The organism is Pseudomonas triclosanedens (genome assembly GCF_026686735.1).
In the GTDB taxonomy this organism is placed as follows: Bacteria; Pseudomonadota; Gammaproteobacteria; order Pseudomonadales; family Pseudomonadaceae; genus Pseudomonas; species Pseudomonas triclosanedens.
This window is the reverse complement of the sequence record NZ_CP113432.1, coordinates 4,236,875-4,252,097: the sequence shown is the minus strand read 5'-3', so window position 1 is coordinate 4,252,097 and position 15,223 is coordinate 4,236,875. Positions and strand designations below refer to the sequence as shown.

At 65.9% G+C, this 15,223-nt stretch carries 14 protein-coding genes and 1 tRNA gene; 9 read left to right on the top strand and 6 right to left on the bottom strand.

The window, feature by feature from the left end; translation table 11 throughout:
- The first annotated feature begins 3 nt into the window (after positions 1–3).
- Positions 4–243: a glutaredoxin family protein gene (locus OU419_RS19725; protein WP_302329053.1), complete on the top strand. Its 240-nt coding sequence runs from the start codon at positions 4–6 to the stop codon at positions 241–243.
- A 242-nt stretch (positions 244–485) separates the two neighbouring features.
- On the opposite strand, the gene OU419_RS19720 is transcribed toward OU419_RS19725, so the two are convergent.
- The 3 genes from OU419_RS19720 to mobA all read right to left on the bottom strand — a co-directional run bounded on the left by OU419_RS19720 (position 486) and on the right by mobA (position 1,613).
- Positions 486–562, bottom strand: a tRNA-Pro gene (locus OU419_RS19720).
- Positions 563–707: 145 nt separating this feature from the next.
- Positions 708–929, bottom strand: coding sequence for a YgdI/YgdR family lipoprotein (locus OU419_RS19715; protein ID WP_254474945.1), 222 nt, complete (start codon positions 927–929; stop codon positions 708–710).
- 96 nt (positions 930–1,025) lie between these two features.
- Positions 1,026–1,613, bottom strand: coding sequence for a molybdenum cofactor guanylyltransferase MobA (gene mobA, locus OU419_RS19710; protein WP_254474947.1), 588 nt, complete (start codon positions 1,611–1,613; stop codon positions 1,026–1,028).
- Between the two features lie 71 nt (positions 1,614–1,684).
- Between mobA and moaB the strand changes: the two genes are divergently transcribed.
- Positions 1,685–2,224, top strand: coding sequence for a molybdenum cofactor biosynthesis protein B (moaB, locus tag OU419_RS19705; protein ID WP_254474948.1), 540 nt, complete (start codon positions 1,685–1,687; stop codon positions 2,222–2,224).
- The gene (locus OU419_RS19700) at positions 2,221–3,435 is read left to right on the top strand and encodes a molybdopterin molybdotransferase MoeA (protein ID WP_254474949.1); all 1,215 of its coding nucleotides are present in this window, start codon (positions 2,221–2,223) and stop codon (positions 3,433–3,435) included. Before moaB ends, OU419_RS19700 begins: the two co-directional genes overlap by 4 nt.
- Before the next feature lie 159 nt (positions 3,436–3,594).
- Here the strand turns inward: OU419_RS19700 and gliR are convergent, their stop codons facing one another.
- Complete coding sequence (gene gliR, locus OU419_RS19695) at positions 3,595–4,623, bottom strand: AraC family transcriptional regulator GliR (protein ID WP_254474953.1); 1,029 nt, start codon at positions 4,621–4,623, stop codon at positions 3,595–3,597.
- A 249-nt stretch (positions 4,624–4,872) separates the two neighbouring features.
- On the opposite strand from gliR, the gene OU419_RS19690 reads away from it, so the two are divergent.
- From OU419_RS19690 to OU419_RS19665, 6 genes are all read left to right on the top strand, one after another.
- Entirely contained in the window at positions 4,873–6,468 is a 1,596-nt protein-coding gene (locus OU419_RS19690) for an FAD-binding oxidoreductase (protein ID WP_254474955.1), read from the top strand.
- A 4-nt stretch (positions 6,469–6,472) separates the two neighbouring features.
- Positions 6,473–8,056: a glycerol-3-phosphate dehydrogenase/oxidase gene (locus OU419_RS19685; RefSeq protein ID WP_254474957.1), complete on the top strand. Its 1,584-nt coding sequence runs from the start codon at positions 6,473–6,475 to the stop codon at positions 8,054–8,056.
- A gap of 19 nt (positions 8,057–8,075) precedes the next feature.
- Entirely contained in the window at positions 8,076–9,635 is a 1,560-nt protein-coding gene (locus OU419_RS19680; protein WP_254474959.1) for an FGGY-family carbohydrate kinase, read from the top strand.
- Between the two features lie 82 nt (positions 9,636–9,717).
- Complete coding sequence (gene yegS / locus OU419_RS19675) at positions 9,718–10,626, top strand: lipid kinase YegS (protein ID WP_254474978.1); 909 nt, start codon at positions 9,718–9,720, stop codon at positions 10,624–10,626.
- A gap of 114 nt (positions 10,627–10,740) precedes the next feature.
- The gene (locus OU419_RS19670; RefSeq protein WP_254474980.1) at positions 10,741–11,670 is read left to right on the top strand and encodes a chemotaxis protein CheV; all 930 of its coding nucleotides are present in this window, start codon (positions 10,741–10,743) and stop codon (positions 11,668–11,670) included.
- 186 nt (positions 11,671–11,856) lie between these two features.
- Positions 11,857–12,666, top strand: a complete 810-nt coding sequence (locus OU419_RS19665) for an MOSC domain-containing protein (RefSeq protein ID WP_254474982.1) — start codon at positions 11,857–11,859, stop codon at positions 12,664–12,666.
- A 27-nt stretch (positions 12,667–12,693) separates the two neighbouring features.
- Here the strand turns inward: OU419_RS19665 and OU419_RS19660 are convergent, their stop codons facing one another.
- Positions 12,694–13,074 carry a lysozyme inhibitor LprI family protein gene (locus OU419_RS19660; protein WP_254474991.1) on the bottom strand — a complete coding sequence of 127 codons (381 nt, stop codon included), beginning with the start codon at positions 13,072–13,074 and terminating at the stop codon, positions 12,694–12,696.
- A gap of 62 nt (positions 13,075–13,136) precedes the next feature.
- On the bottom strand, positions 13,137–15,062 hold the full coding sequence (locus OU419_RS19655) for a transglycosylase SLT domain-containing protein (RefSeq protein WP_254474994.1): 1,926 nt from the start codon (positions 15,060–15,062) through the stop codon (positions 13,137–13,139).
- Positions 15,063–15,223 lie beyond the last annotated feature (161 nt).

Here is a 15,223-nt window from a genome sequence, read left to right as displayed (position 1 = left end):
AACATGCCCCCCCCATGCCAACTCTTCGGCACCCTCGGCTGTCACCTCTGCGAAGTGGCTGAAGGCGTGCTGATGCCCTTCGTCGAGCATGGCCTGCTGGTCGAGTTGGTGGATATCGTCGAGCGGGAAGAGTGGGTCGAGCGCTATGGCCTGAGCATCCCGGTGCTGCGCCGCTGCGATACCGGTGCGGAGCTCGACTGGCCCTTCGATCTGGATCAGGTCGCCCACTTCCTCAGTTGCTGACACCTTGGGTGGCGGTATCTGCGCGCTTTAACCGTAGCGGGGCTGCCACCTGCGAAGATCGGCATTCTCGGCTTGGGCGGCGCGGGCATCGCATCGAGCGATGTTTCGATCCGATGGCGATGCGCAGATCCGGGCAGCCTTGAGCCGGACATGAAAAAGCCCGTCGTGAGGACGGGCCTTCTGTGCACTGCCGGTAAACGCTGGCAATAAAAAACCCGCCGTTAGGCGGGTTTTTCGGGATTTGGTCGGAGCGACTGGATTCGAACCAGCGACCTTCTCGTCCCGAACGAGACGCGCTACCAAGCTGCGCTACGCTCCGTTTGATGGCGCGCATTCTACCGAAAAAGTTTTGGCGCACAAGGGGTTAGCGAAAAAAAATTCAGAATATCTTTTCTTCCCTCCTGAAAAGCGAACGCCCCGCAGACCCGATCGGGGCCTGCAGGGCGTCATCGCGCAGGAGGGACTTAGAGGTCTTTGACGGTCCGCACCTGATCCTTGTTCACGCGGGCCGTTTTGCCGTCCAGCTGTTCGAACTCATAGAAGCCCGACTCCTCGTCGTACTTTGGCTTGTCGACGGACTGAATCTCGCGGCCGTCGTTCAGCGTGATGACGGACGGTGTGGAACAACCTGCAAGCACTCCGAAGCCGAGGGCGAGCAGGAAGGCGGGAAGCATCCGTTTGGTCATTGGCAAATCTCCTAATGAGCGAACAAAAAGTTTTGTACGAAATTTCCGACCTGACGCTTTCCTGCAAAGTTCCCGAAATTTTTTTCAAAGCGACCGCTATCTGGCGCCGCAGAGCAGCTCCGGCGTATTCAGGTTGGCCAGCCTCGGATCATTGGCAGGACAGTCCACCGCTTGCAGCCCCAAGTGCGAGAAGACATGCCGCGGGCTACGCTCGCCGCGCCGCCAGGCATCCTCTATCGGGGAACGCAGGGCAACGGGGATCACGCTGAACAGCGGTTCCCACTGGTCGCCGCTGCGCAGCATCTGTACATCGTCGGGCGAAGCTGCCGCAGCACGCAGCAGACGCTCCAGCAGTTCGCCGTCGAGCATCGGAGCATCGCAGGGGAGCACCAGCAAATGCGAGTGGCGCGCAACGGAGAGGCCTGCACGGATGCCGGCCAGCGGACCGGGATAGTCCGGGCTGTCGTCATGCACCAGGCGGTCGGCGAAAAGTGCGTATTCGTCCGGATTGCGGTTGCAGGAAATGATCAGGTCGTCGCTCAGTGGACGGACTAGGGCGGCGGCGTAGCTCACCAGCGGTTGGCCGCGCCAGGGGATCAACCCCTTGTCCTGTCCGCCCATGCGTTGCCCGCGGCCTCCAGCGAGAATCAGCACGGAACAGGCGGGCAATGGGGCTTGTGGCATGTCAGGGGTCTCCGGGGCGGGCCTGTGATATAACACCGCGCATTCCAACCTCACAAGCAAGGGCCCTCATCATGAGCCACAAGGCCGAGCAGGCATTCGTCCCGCTGAACATCGCCGTCCTTACCGTCAGCGATACCCGTACCCTTGAAACCGACACCTCCGGCCAACTGTTCGTCGACCGCCTGAAGGCCGCCGGCCACACCCTCGCGGCCCGGGTCCTGCTCAAGGACGACCTCTACCGCATTCGTGCCCAGGTCGCGACCTGGATCGCTGAAGATGAGGTGCAGGTAGTGCTGATCACCGGCGGCACCGGCTTCACCGGCCGTGATAGCACGCCGGAGGCGGTGACCTGTCTGCTGGACAAGCAGGTCGACGGTTTCGGCGAGCTGTTCCGGCAGATTTCCGTAGCCGACATCGGCACCTCTACGATCCAGTCACGCGCGTTGGCCGGCATCTCCAACGGCACGCTGGTCTGCTGTCTGCCCGGCTCCACCAACGCCTGCCGCACGGCCTGGGACGGCATTCTCGGCGAGCAGCTCGATGCCCGTCATCGTCCGTGCAACTTCGTTCCGCACCTGAAGCAGGCCGCTCCCTGCGAGAGCCGCGGATGAGCTGCTGCGACAAGCCTGGCCTGCTGCCGGTCGAGGACGCCCTGGCGCGTCTGCTGACGCTGGCCGAGCAATCCCCCATCGACGAAACCGAGGTCCTGCCGCTGGGGGCGGTGGATGGCCGGGTTCTGGCCGAACCGCTGCTCGCCGGGCTGGACTTGCCGCCGTGGCCGAACAGCGCGATGGATGGCTATGCGCTGCGCCATGCCGACTGGCAGGGCGAGCCGCTGCCGGTGAGCCAGAAGATCTTCGCCGGCCAGGCCGGCGAGGCGCTTCAGCCGGGCACCTGCGCGCGCATTTTCACCGGCGCACCCGTGCCGGACTGCGCCGATTGCGTCGAGATGCAGGAAAACGCCGAAGTGCTTGCCGATGGCCGCGTGCGCTTCCTCGAACCCTTGCGCGTGGGGCAGCACGTCCGTCCGCGTGGCCAGGAAACCCGCCAGGGCGACTGCGTGCTGCCGGCGGGATCCCGCCTGGGGCCGATCGAGATCGGTCTGGCCGCGTCGCTGGGGCAGGCCGAGCTTAAGGTCCGCCGCCGTCCGCGCGTGGCTTTGCTTTCCACTGGCGACGAGTTGGTGGAGCCGGGCGCGCCTCTTGCCGCCGGGCAGATCTACAACAGCAATCGGCATCTGTTGCATGCCTGGTTGCAGCGCTTCGGTTGCGACGTGGTGGACGCCGGTATTCTGCCGGACGATCTGCCGCGTACCCGTGAGGCGCTGGCCGGGCTTTCCGGTGTCGACCTGATTCTCTCCACCGGCGGCGTGTCCGTCGGCGAGGCGGACTTCCTCGGCGCCGCGCTGCGCGAAGCCGGTGAGCTGGCGCTGTGGAAGCTGGCGATCAAGCCGGGCAAGCCGCTCACCGTCGGCCATTACCGGCAGGTGCCGGTGATCGGGCTGCCGGGCAATCCCGCGTCGACTCTGGTGACCTTCGCGCTGCTGGCGCGTCCCTATCTGATGCGCCGCCTCGGCATGCAGAACGTCGAGCCCTTGCGCATGCAGGTGCCAGCCGGGTTCGACTGGAGCAAGCCGGGCAACCGCCGCGAGTACTTGCGCGCGCGGCTGGAGAATGGTCGCGCGGTGCCCTACGCCAATCAGAGCTCCGGCGTGCTGCGCAGCGCGGCCTGGGCCGAAGGCTTGGCGGAAGTGCGTGAAGGTACGACGCTGAAAGAGGGTGACTGGCTGACCTTCATCCCATTCAGCGAACTGCTCGACTGAGGCTCACGGGCTGCCCCGGCTGGTCCGCAGGATGGCTCGGAGAGCGTCATGCGAGCCCGCTGACGTGGCCGCTCAGCCCAGGCTCGTCATCGGCCATTGCGCCGATGCCAGCCCTGGGAGTATGGGGCTCTCCACGATCCCGCATGAAAAACACCGGTCTCAGACCGGCGTTTTCTTGTGCTGCTGGCGGTACTCGCCGGGTGTCTGTCCGGTCCAGCCCTTGAAACTGCGGTGGAATGAGCGCGACTCGGTGAAGCCCAGGTACTGCGCGATGTCCTGAATCGGCAGGTCGCTATGCACCAGATAGTGCTCGGCCAGCTCCTGGCGCAGTTCGTCGAGGATCTGCTGGTAGCTGGTGCCGGCCTGCTGCAGGTGGCGCTGCAGGGTGCGCACGGTCATCTCGAAACGCTCCGCGACACGCTCCTTGCGCGGCAGCCCGTCCTTGAGCAGCAGGCGCAGTGCGTTCTTCACTCGCAGCGGCAAGGGCTCGTCGTCGTCCAGCTCGGCCATCATTGCCAGGGCGTGTTCTTCCAGGGTCCGCAACAGGTTGGCGTCGGCCTGGCGCAGCGGGTAGGCGAGCAGGGGCAGCGGCACCAGCAGCGCGCTGCATGGCTGTTCGAAACGTACTGGGCAGCCGAACAGTTGCTCGTATTCGGCGATGTCGGTGCCCTCGGGCTGCGCATGCTGGAACCAGACTTCCTTCGGCGAGCCATTGGTGTCGGCGATCCAGCGTGCGTAGAGCAGCCAGGAGGCCAGCACGTTCTCCACCATGTGCCGGCGGATCGGTTCGGCGTCGTGGCGGCAGTTCCAGATCAGCTTCACATGGTCGGCGGAGGTCTCGAGCTGGCTGGTGCCCATGTCGCCGACCAGCTTCTCGTAGGGAATGATGCGCCCCATCGCCTCGCCCAGGTTGGCGCAGTTCATGGTGATGTAACCCAGCACGCTCCACGAGCCCGGCTGCACGAAGCGCGCCGAGTGCAGGCCGAACAGTGGATCGTTGGAGTGCGCACAAAGGTGCTGCAGCAGGCGCTCGTGGGCCTCGCTGGGCAGGCGCTGGCTGTTGTCGTTCAACTGCGAGCGCTCAAGGCCGGCGGCCTGCAGGGCGACGTTGACATCCATGCCGAGATGTTCGGCATGGCGCAGGTACTTCAGTAGCGCGGGGACGGATGTATAGCCGAGGGAATGCATGGCGCTCGTTCTTGTTCTGGTGTCTCGATCGGCAACTGCGCCTGTCTTCATTCGACAGTGACAGGGCAGGGCGGCTGGCTAGTATAGGCAGCCATTACGCGGCATCGAAATAGCCAGGTGCCACGGGAGAAGTCTCGACGCATCGACGAGTCTGGTTGGCGGGGTAGCGGCTCATGTCGTTGCCCGCGTCTGTCTTGCCTCTGCTGCGTTCGATGGCACTTGAACTGACCCTGATTAAAAGGAACGGGCATGCGACGCTGGAACGGCTGGGGTGAGGAAACGACAGTAGTGGAACTGCCGGAAAATGGGCGCGGCTTTCTCGCCGAACTGGTCGGCCCGGGCCAGACGCTGCCGGACGCGACACTGGAGCAGGTGCTGGCGAAAGTCCCGGCATCGCGCTTGCCGGAACATCCGCTGGTAGTGCGCGAAGCGCGCGACCGCCTGCTGCATGCCCGTGGCCAGAGCCTGCCAGACTGGCTGGCGATGCGCGAAGGTGAGTTCGGCGTGTTCCCCGATGGCGTGGCCTACCCGCAGACCGCCGAGCAGATCCGTGAGCTGCTGCGCTTCGCCGAACTCTGGGACTGCCTGGTGATCCCTTATGGCGGCGGCACGTCGGTTGCCGGCCACATCAATCCGCCGGAGTCGGACAAGGCGGTGCTCACGGTTTCCCTGGAGCACATGAATCGCCTGCTGGACCTGGACGAACAGAGCCTGATCGCCACCTTCGGCCCCGGCGCCAACGGCCCGCAGGTGGAAAGCCAGCTTCGGGCCCGAGGCTACACCCTTGGGCATTTCCCCCAGTCCTGGGAGCTATCCACCCTCGGTGGCTGGGTCGCCAGTCGCTCCAGCGGCCAGCAGTCGCTGCGCTATGGGCGCATCGAGCAACTGTTCGCCGGCGGCACCCTGGAAACCTTCGCCGGCAGCCTGGAGATCCCGACCTTCCCGGCATCCTCCGCCGGCCCGGACCTGCGCGAAGTAGTAATGGGCTCCGAGGGGCGCTTCGGCATCCTGTCGTCGGTGAAGGTGCGCGTTTCGCGGATCGCCGCTGACGAGCGTTTCTACGCGGTGTTCCTCCCGTCCTGGGAGCAGGCGCTGGAAGGCATCCGCACGTTGGCCCAGGCACGGGTGCCGCTGTCTATGCTGCGCCTGTCCAACGCCGTCGAAACCCAGACCCAACTGGCGCTCGCCGGCCATCCGGGGCAGATCGCCTGGCTGGAGCGTTACCTGAAGATGCGTGGCGCGGGCGAGGGCAAGTGCATGCTGACCTTCGGCGTCACTGGCGATCGTGCGCAGAACGCCACCTCGCTGCGCGCGGCGCGGCGTCTGCTTAAGGGCTTTGGTGGCGTGTTCACCGGTACCCTGCTGGGCAGGAAGTGGGCGCAGAATCGCTTCCGCTTCCCCTATCTGCGCGAGGCGCTGTGGGAGAACGGCTATGTGGTCGACACGCTGGAGACTGCCACCGACTGGTCCAACGTCGACAATCTGCTGAACCGCATCGAAGCCAGCCTGCGCGACGGCCTGGCCGCGGAGGGCGAGCGCGTACACGTATTTACCCACCTGTCCCACGTCTATGGCGAAGGGTCGAGTATCTACACCACCTATGTGTTCCGTCCGGCCGGCAGCTACGCGGAAACCTTGGAACGCTGGAGCAAGCTCAAGCATGCCGCCAGCCAGACCATCGCCCAGAACCGCGGCACCATCAGCCACCAGCACGGTGTCGGCAAGGACCACGCGCCCTACCTGACGTTGGAAAAAGGCCCTCTGGGCATGGCGGCGATCAAGGCGCTGGCCGGGCATTTCGATCCCTCCGGCCGGCTCAACCCCGGCACCTTGCTGCAGGACTGAGCCCATGCCCGCATGGAACGCCGATTGGCGCGCCCGGGCGCTGCCGGAACTGGCGGCGCGCGACTGGGACCTGATCGTGGTAGGCGGCGGCATCAGCGGCGCCGGCATCCTGCGGGAAGCCGCGCGGCGCGGTTGGCGCTGCTTGCTGATCGAACAGCGCGATTTCGCCTGGGGCACTTCCAGTCGTTCGTCGAAGATGGTCCACGGTGGCTTGCGCTACATCGCCAAGGGCCAGTTCGGCCTGACCCGCGATTCGGTGCGCGAACGCCAGCGCCTGCTGGGCGAGGCGCCCGGGCTGGTCGATCCGCTTAGTTTCATCATGCCGCATTACCAGGGCGGCTTCCCCGGCCCGCGGGTGTTCGGTACGCTGCTGTCGCTGTACGACGCGCTGGCGGGGCGACGCAACCATCTCTTCTATCGCCTGGAGGAGCTGCGTTATCTGGCTCCGGGCTTGAAGGAGAATCGCCTGCTGGGTGGCACCCGCTTCCAGGATGCGGTAACCGACGATGCGCGGCTGGTCATGCGGGTGCTCGGCGAAGCGCGGGCCGAAGGCGGCGAAGCGCTGAACGGCTTGCGCGTGGTCGAGCTCGACCGCCGCGACGGCCGGGTGTGCGGGCTGGTCGCCGAGGACCGCGAAAGTGGTGCGCGTCTCACATTCCGCAGTCGCGCGGTGGCGCTGGCGACTGGCGCCTGGGCCGATGCGTTGCGCCACAAGCAGGGCAGCGAGCACATCCGCCCGTTGCGCGGCAGCCATCTGCTGCTGCCGGCCTGGCGCCTGCCGGTGGCCCACGCCTTCAGCTTCATGCACGGCGAAGACAAGCGCCCGGTGTTCGTTTTTCCCTGGGAAGGCGCCACAGTGGTCGGCACGACCGATCTGGACCACCGCGAGACGCTGGATGACGACGCGGCGATCAGTCGCGAGGAACTGGACTACCTGCTGGCCGCCTGCGCGCAGCAGTTCCCGTCGGCGCGGATCACCGCCGCCGACGTGCGCTCTACCTGGGCCGGTGTGCGGCCGGTGGTCAGCGATGGCGAGGCGTCGCTCAAGCCGTCGGACGAAAAGCGCGAACACGCACTATGGGTCGAGCCCGGCTGCGTGACGCTGGCCGGTGGCAAGCTCACCACCTTCCGCCTGCTGGCACTGGAGGTACTCGCAGCCTGTGCGCCGATGCTGCAGCGGCCGCTGGATGCGGCGGCGGAGAACGTCTTCAGTCCGGCTCCGGATGCCGCCTTGCCGGGGCTGACGCAAGGCCAGTCGCGCCGCCTGAGCGGTCGCTATGGCCGGGCTGTGCCGGAGTTGGCGCGGCTGCTGCGGACGGTGGGCGCCGCTCGCGTCGGCGATACCGATTGCCTCTGGGCGGAGCTGGCCTGGGCGGCGGAAGGCGAGCTGGTACTGCATCTGGACGACCTGCTGTTGCGCCGGACCCGCGTCGGCCTGCTGTTGGCCGACGGCGCCCGCGCCGAGCTACCGAAGATCCGCGCGCTGTGCCAGCCACGCCTGGGCTGGGACGACGCGCGCTGGAAGCGCGAAGAACAGGACTATCTGGCGCTCTGGCGGCGCAGCTACAGCCTGCCGGCAGCCGAATAACAACAAGAAGGATCGCACCTTGAGCGAACAGAACTATCTGCTGGCCATTGACAACGGCACCCAGAGCGTGCGAGCGCTGCTTTTCGACCTCGACGGCAATCTGCTGGGCAAGGGCAAGGTGGAGCTGGAAGCCTACTTCTCCGATAACCCCGGCTGGGCCGAACAGCACCCGGAGTACTACTGGGAGCAACTGGGCGAAGCCTGCCGTCGCCTGTGGGCGAGCGTCGATATCGACCGCAGCCGCATCCGCGGCGTGTCCCTGACCACCCAGCGTGGCACGGTGATCCATGTCGACGAAGCCGGGCAGGCACTGCGTCCGGCGATCATCTGGCTGGACCAGCGCCGCGCAGAGCTGGGCGACCCGATCCGCGGGCCGTGGGGCTGGCTGTTCAAGTTGGTGGGCGCGCAGGGCGCGGTGGACTACTTCCGCACCCAGGCCGAAGTGAACTGGGTCGCGCAGCAGCAGCCGGATATCCATCGACGCACCCACAAGGTGCTGCTGCTGTCCGGCTTCCTGACTCATCGCCTGTGCGGCCGCTATGTGGATTCGGTGGCATGCAGCGTTGCCTACCTGCCATTCGACTACAAGAAACTGCAATGGGCCGCGCCGCGCGACTGGAAATGGCAGGCGCTGGAGGTTCGCCGCGAGCAACTGCCGGAGCTGTACAAGCCCGGCGAGCGCCTGGGTGAGATCACCGCCGAGGCCAGCCGTCTCACGGGTATTCCCGAAGGGCTGCCGCTGATTGCCGCGGGGGCGGACAAGGCGTGCGAGGTGCTCGGTGCGGGCGCAATCGATCCCACGGTGGCCTGCCTGTCCTATGGCACCACCGCGACCATCAACACCACCCGCTCGCGCTACCTGGAGACCATCCCTCTGATCCCGCCCTATCCGGCGGCGATTCCCGACCACTTCAATACCGAGGTGATGATCTACCGCGGCTTCTGGATGGTCAGTTGGTTCAAGCGCGAGTTCGGCCTGCGCGAGATGCAGCGCGCCGCCGAGCTTGGGGTGGAACCGGAGAAGCTGTTCGACGACCTGGTCAACAGCGTTCCGGCCGGTTCGATGGGGCTGATGCTGCAGCCGTACTGGACGCCAGGCATCCGCGAGCCGGGCCTGGAAGCCAAGGGGTCGATCATCGGCTTTGGCGACGTGCACACCCGCGCGCACATCTACCGCGCGATTCTCGAAGGTCTGGCCTATGCGTTGCGCCAGGGCAAGGAGCGCATCGAGAAACGCTCGGGCACCCGCATCGAGCGCCTGCGGGTGGCGGGCGGCGGTTCGCAGAGTGACGCGGCGATGCAGCTTACCGCCGACATCTTCGGCCTGCCGGCAGAGCGCCCGCACGTCTACGAAGCGTCCGGGCTGGGCGCAGCCATCGATTGCGCGGTGGGGCTGAAACTGTATCCGGACTTCGCCAGCGCCATCTCCCGCATGACCCGCGTCGGCGATGTCTTCCATCCGCGCGCGGAAGCGCAGCGTACCTATGAGCGGCTCTACAACGAGGTCTACCAGCGCATGTACCGGCAGTTGAAACCGCTGTACCAGAGCATTCGTGAGATCACCGGATACCCGGCCTGAGTACTGGATCGAGGCTGGTGCAATTTCCGCCCGTTAATCTGGGTCCATCATAGTGAGTGGAACCATCGGGAGGAGACCGATCATGACGCGACCCAGGGCCATGCTGATTCTGCATGGCAAGCAGGCAGCCAACGACGAGGTGCGCGAGGCGGTGAAGGCTGCGCGCGCCTCGGGGCGCACGCTGGATGTTCGGGTTACCTGGGAGGGCGGTGACGCGCGGCGCATCGTCGGCGAGGCGCTGGCCACCGGCTACACCACGCTGCTAGCCGGGGGCGGCGACGGCACCGTGCGCGAGGTTGCCCAGGCATTGGTGCGCTCCGGCCAACCGGCCAGCCTGGCTATCCTGCCGCTGGGCACCGCCAACGACTTCGCCCGGGCTGCCGGAGTGCCGCTGGAGCCCGCAGCGGCGCTGGCTTTGCTGGATAAGCCGCCGCGCGCGGTCGATATCGGTGAGGTGAACGATCAGTTGTTCCTCAACATGGCCACCGGCGGGTTCGGTTCGAAGGTAACGGCCAATACCCCGGAGGACCTGAAGAAGTTGCTGGGCGGCGCGGCCTACCTGCTGACCGGCCTGACGCGCTTCTCCGAAGTGCACGCCGCGCGCGGGCGATTCCGGGGGCCGGATTTCCAGTGGGAAGGAGAGTTTCTTGCGCTGGGTATCGGCAATGGCCGTCAGGCGGGTGGCGGTCATGTGCTCTGTCCGGGGGCGCGAATCGACGATGGGCTGCTGGATGTCAGCATCCTGCCTGCCCCGCAGGACATGGTTGGCGCGCTCGGTGCGCTGCTGGGCAGTGGGCTTGGTGGCCAGGAGCCGTTCATCCGCGCACGCCTGCCGTGGCTGGAGGTCGATGCGGTCGAAGGGTTGGATGTGAATCTCGATGGCGAGCCGCTGGAGGGGCGGCACCTGCGCTTCGAGGTGCTACCGGCGGCTCTGTCCATGCACCTGCCCCAGGGGTCGCCGTTGCTTGGTAAGCCGCCTGCGACCCGCTGACCTGCACTGGTGGCGAGCGAGAGAGTCGGGCATGATGGCTCTCGGCCAGTATCTCGTTTGGCGATTTCCGGCCGATAGCGTTCCCGCACGACTCATTTCGAACCAGGAGCAGGCATGGCCGGCATTCTCGACAGCGTCGATTCACGTACTCAGCTGGTGGGACAGAACCGCCTGGAAATCCTCGTGTTCCGCCTCGCCGGGCGCCAGCAGTTCGCGATCAACGTGTTCAAGGTGCAGGAAGTCCTGCAGTTGCCGCGCCTGACGCTGATCCCGCAGCGGCACCCGATGATCTGCGGGGTGATCAACCTGCGCGGGCAGACGCTGCCGGTAATCGATCTGTCGCGGGCCATCGGTATGCGCGCGCTGACCCCGGATGCGAACAGCACCATCATCGTCACCGAGTACAACCGTTCGGTGCAGGCATTCCTGGTGGGGGGCGTGGAGCGCATCCTCAACCTCAACTGGGAAGCCGTGCAGCCGCCGCCCGGTGGGGCCGGACGCCAGCACTACCTGACAGCGATCACCAAGGTGGACGACCGCCTGGTGGAGATCATCGATGTCGAGAAGGTGCTGGCCGAGATCGTGCCGATGAACACCCGCGTATCCGCCGATCGCCTGGACGACCAGTTGCTTGAGCAGACCCGTGGGCGTGAGGTGCTTGTGGTGGACGACTCCAGCGTTGCCATCGCGCAGTTGCGCGACACCCTGGGCCAGCTCGGGCTGCGCCTGCATGTCGCTACCGATGGCCTGCGCGCCCTACAGCAGCTCAAGCGCTGGGCTGACGAGGGGCAGGACATGGAGCAGAAGCTGCTGATGATCTTCACCGATGCCGAGATGCCGGAAATGGACGGCTACCGGCTGACCACCGAGATCCGCAACGACCCGCGTCTGCGCGACCTCTACGTGGTGCTGCACACCTCGCTGTCGGGGAGCTTCAACGACGCGATGGTGCGCAAGGTCGGCTGCGACGATTTCCTTTCCAAGTTCCAGCCGGACCAGTTGGTGGAAGTGGTGCGCCGGCGACTGGAGAAAGTCCCCGCGTAACGTGATTCCGATTCTGTGGGGCGCGAACAGCGCGGCTCGCAGGGGCGGTGATCTCCATCCAGTCGCCATCCGGCCAGGCACGGCCCTGCACTCGTCTGCATCGCGCGGCTGCTTTGGCATTGCGAGCAGGGTGGCCCGCGCCGTATAAGGTCGCTTTGGCCTGAACGAAGAAAGGATGCCCCCCCGATGCTCACCCTTAGCGAGCTGTACCGCTACCCGGTCAAGTCCACCGCCAACGAGCCGTTGCAGTCGATCCGTCTGGATGCGCTAGGGCTGGAGGGTGACCGTCGCTGGATGGTGGTCGAGGCTGCCAACGGGCGCTTCCTGACTCAGCGTCTGCTGCCGCAGATGGGCCGCATCGAGGCGCGCTGGGAGGATGGCTTCGGCGCCCTGCGCCTGAGTGCGCCGGGGATGGACGATCTGGTCGTCGAGGTGCCGGGTCGCGACGACAATCTGCGTGGCGTGATCATCTGGCGCGATATGCTGCAGGTGCCGGACGCCGGTGATGCCGCCGCGCAGTGGTTGAGCACCTTCCTGGCACGCCCGGTGCGCCTGGTGCAGATGCCCGAGCAGCGCGCCCGGCAGGTCGACACCGCCTACGCGCAACCCGGCGAGCACGTGCACTTCGCCGATGGTTTTCCCTTGCTGCTGATCGGTCAGGGGTCGCTGGATGACCTGTCCGCCAAGGTTGGCCGGCCACTGGAAATGCTGCGTTTCCGCCCGAACCTGGTGGTGGCCGGTGCCGAGCCGTTCGCCGAGGACGGCTGGAAGCGCATCCGCATCGGCGATGTCATCTTCAAAGTGGCCAAGCCATGCTCGCGCTGCATCCTTACCACCATCGATCCGCGGACTGGCGAGCGAGACCCGGGCCGCGAGCCACTGGCTACCTTGCTGCAGTATCGCAATGTCGACGGTGAGGCGTTGTTCGGCCAGAACCTGCTGCCCGAGGGGGTAGGGGAACTGCGCGTCGGGATGCCGGTGGAAGTGCTGGAATAAGGCTGGCGCGCCTGGATGGCGTGGAATCTATAGCTTGCTGTCCACGCAGCCGGTGCTCTGGCACTCGCGCTCACGTTCGCGCAACACGCCCAGGCGCTCCTGGGTCTTGTCCACCGCGCATTGCAGGTTGACGAAGTAGCCGCCGTCGCGCTCGTAGCTGCACTGGGCATCGCGGTCCTTGATCCACGCGAGCTGGCTCTTCTTCAGCGCCGCTTTCTGGCTGTCGTTCAGCAGCTTGCGCAGGGTGCCGAACTCCTGGTTCAGCTCGCGATCGACCTGGGCGTACTCGGTACTCAGGCAGTACACGCTGTCGAAGGCATTGCGCGGCTTTTCGCAGGCGGCCAGGGTGAGGTCGGCGCAGAGCAGGCCGGCGGCCAGGGTGGCGCAGGCGAGGGGTGTCTTGAGCATGGGAATGTCCTTTTCCGAAGGGTGATGAAGAACCGCCCGGCGTAGGCCGGGCGGTGGGTTGGTCAGAGTTCGTCGAAGAAACGTTCGTGCCAGTCGACGATGGGTTGCGGGGCGTTGAGCTTCTGCCCGTAGATCACCGCGTAGGACAGCACGTTCTGCACGTAGGTGCGGGTCTCGTCGAACGGAATGGTCTCCACCCAGACGTCGAAGGCCAGATGGCGTGCATCCTTCAGCCAGGAGCGCACGCGGCCGGGGCCGGCGTTGTAGGCAGCGGTGGCGAGCACGCGGTTGCCGTTGAACTGGGCGTGTACCTGGCTCAGGTAGGCGGCGCCGAGCTGGATGTTGAGGTCCGGCACGATCAATTGCTGCGGCGAGGCCAGCGGAATACCAAACTTCTTCGAGGTTTCCTTGGCGGTGGCTGGCATCAGTTGCATGAGGCCGGTTGCGCCGACGCCCGAGCGTGCGTCGGACATGAAGGCGCTTTCCTGGCGGGTGATGGCGAACACCCAACTGGAGTGCAGGCCGCGGTTGCGCGCCTCACGTACCAGGGTATTGCGGTGCGCCATCGGGAAGCGGATGTCGAGGTCGTCCCAGTACTTGGCCTGGCTGATCGCGCGGATCGCGGGGAAGTACCACTGCATGTCGTAGGCGATCTTCGCCTGGGCCAGCAGTTCGTCATGGCTGAGCAGGCGTGCGGCGTGATACCACTCGCGGCGTGCATTGATGACTTCGCCTCGGGCGTAGAACTCCAGCGCGCGACGGGTGCTTGCGGCATTGCGCACGCGCTGCAGGGTGCGCGGGTCGGGCGATACCGGGCGGTTGTTCAACTGGTACGGCGCGTTTATCCGGTCTGCAGCGAGGAAGCCATAGAAATCACGCTCGCGGGCCACCGGCTGGTACAGGTTGAGCGCTTGCTTGTTCTGCGGTTCGGCCAGTTGCAGGGCGCGGGCCTGCCAGTACTTCCAGCGGTTGGTTTCCGCCAGTTCCGGCGGCAGGGCGCGGGTCAGCTGGTAGGCGTCCTCCCAGCGACCAAGGCGCAGCAGCAGGCGCAGCCGCCATTCGGTGACGGTGTTGTCGCGCAGTTGCGGGTCGTACTTTTCCATCAGCGGCAGCGCGCGCGAATCGTAGCGGCGCGCCAGGCTAAGGCCGATCTCTCGAGCGATGGAAACTTTCTCGTCGGTGGAGAAGGGCAGCACCGATTCGTAGTAGTCGAGCAGGCCGATGGCCTTTTCCGGATCCTGTCTGGCCAGGCGCCGCAGGCCCAGGCCGACCACGTCGGCGGTGGCGTGATCGCGTGAGGTGAAGCGGGTGGTCTGGCTGAGTTGCGTGGGATTCTGCGCCACGTTGACCATCAGCATGCCCTGGTTGCCGAGTGTCGGCAGGCGCTTCGACAGGGTCGTGGCGAGGCCATAGTTGCGCGCCTCGGCGGCGAGCTTAAGGCGTTTCCATACTTTTTCTTCGGTGAGCTGGCCGTCGGCCTGCCAGACCGAGAACAGCGTGTCGCAGGCGTCCGGCTGGGACTTGCCGACCAGCCAGAGCTTCTCGGTGGTGGCGTAGCCCTCGGCCTTCTTGCCGTGGCCGAGCTGGTACTGGCCGTAGAGGCAGTCCAGTTCGGTGAAGTTCATCTTCGGGTCGTAGTAATTGACGAAGGTATTCCAGTCGCCGCGATCGGCCAGTTGGCGCAGCCAGCGCAGTTTCAGCCAGTTGATCTGCGGGAGGTCGCCGTGATCGGTGATGAAGCGCTCGATCTCGCCGTTGCTGGCGCTCTTGAGGCGGTTGGTCAGCTCGTCGTAGGCCAGGTAGGGTTCCAGCGGATAATCGGCGAGCGCCGACTGGTAGCGGAAGTACGGGCCGCTGTCGCCACGGGCGAGGGCCTTCTGCGCCTCGTCGTACATCTGGCGCTGCTGGGGCAGGGACGCTGAATGGGCCGTCTGGGCAGACAGGCTGAGGAACAGGCAGGAAAGCAGTGTGAAAAGGCGACCGCGCATGGCACTTCCGGAAATATGAACGGAGGGCGCCCGATGGCTCGCGCCCGCTGCCGGTAGCTTAGCCGTTGCAGGGGAGTGGTGAAAGCGCCGCTGGTAGCCGTTGCGGCAAAGCACGACCGCCTTCTCGGCAGGCCCGATGACTTGCGAGGCTCTGACTTTTT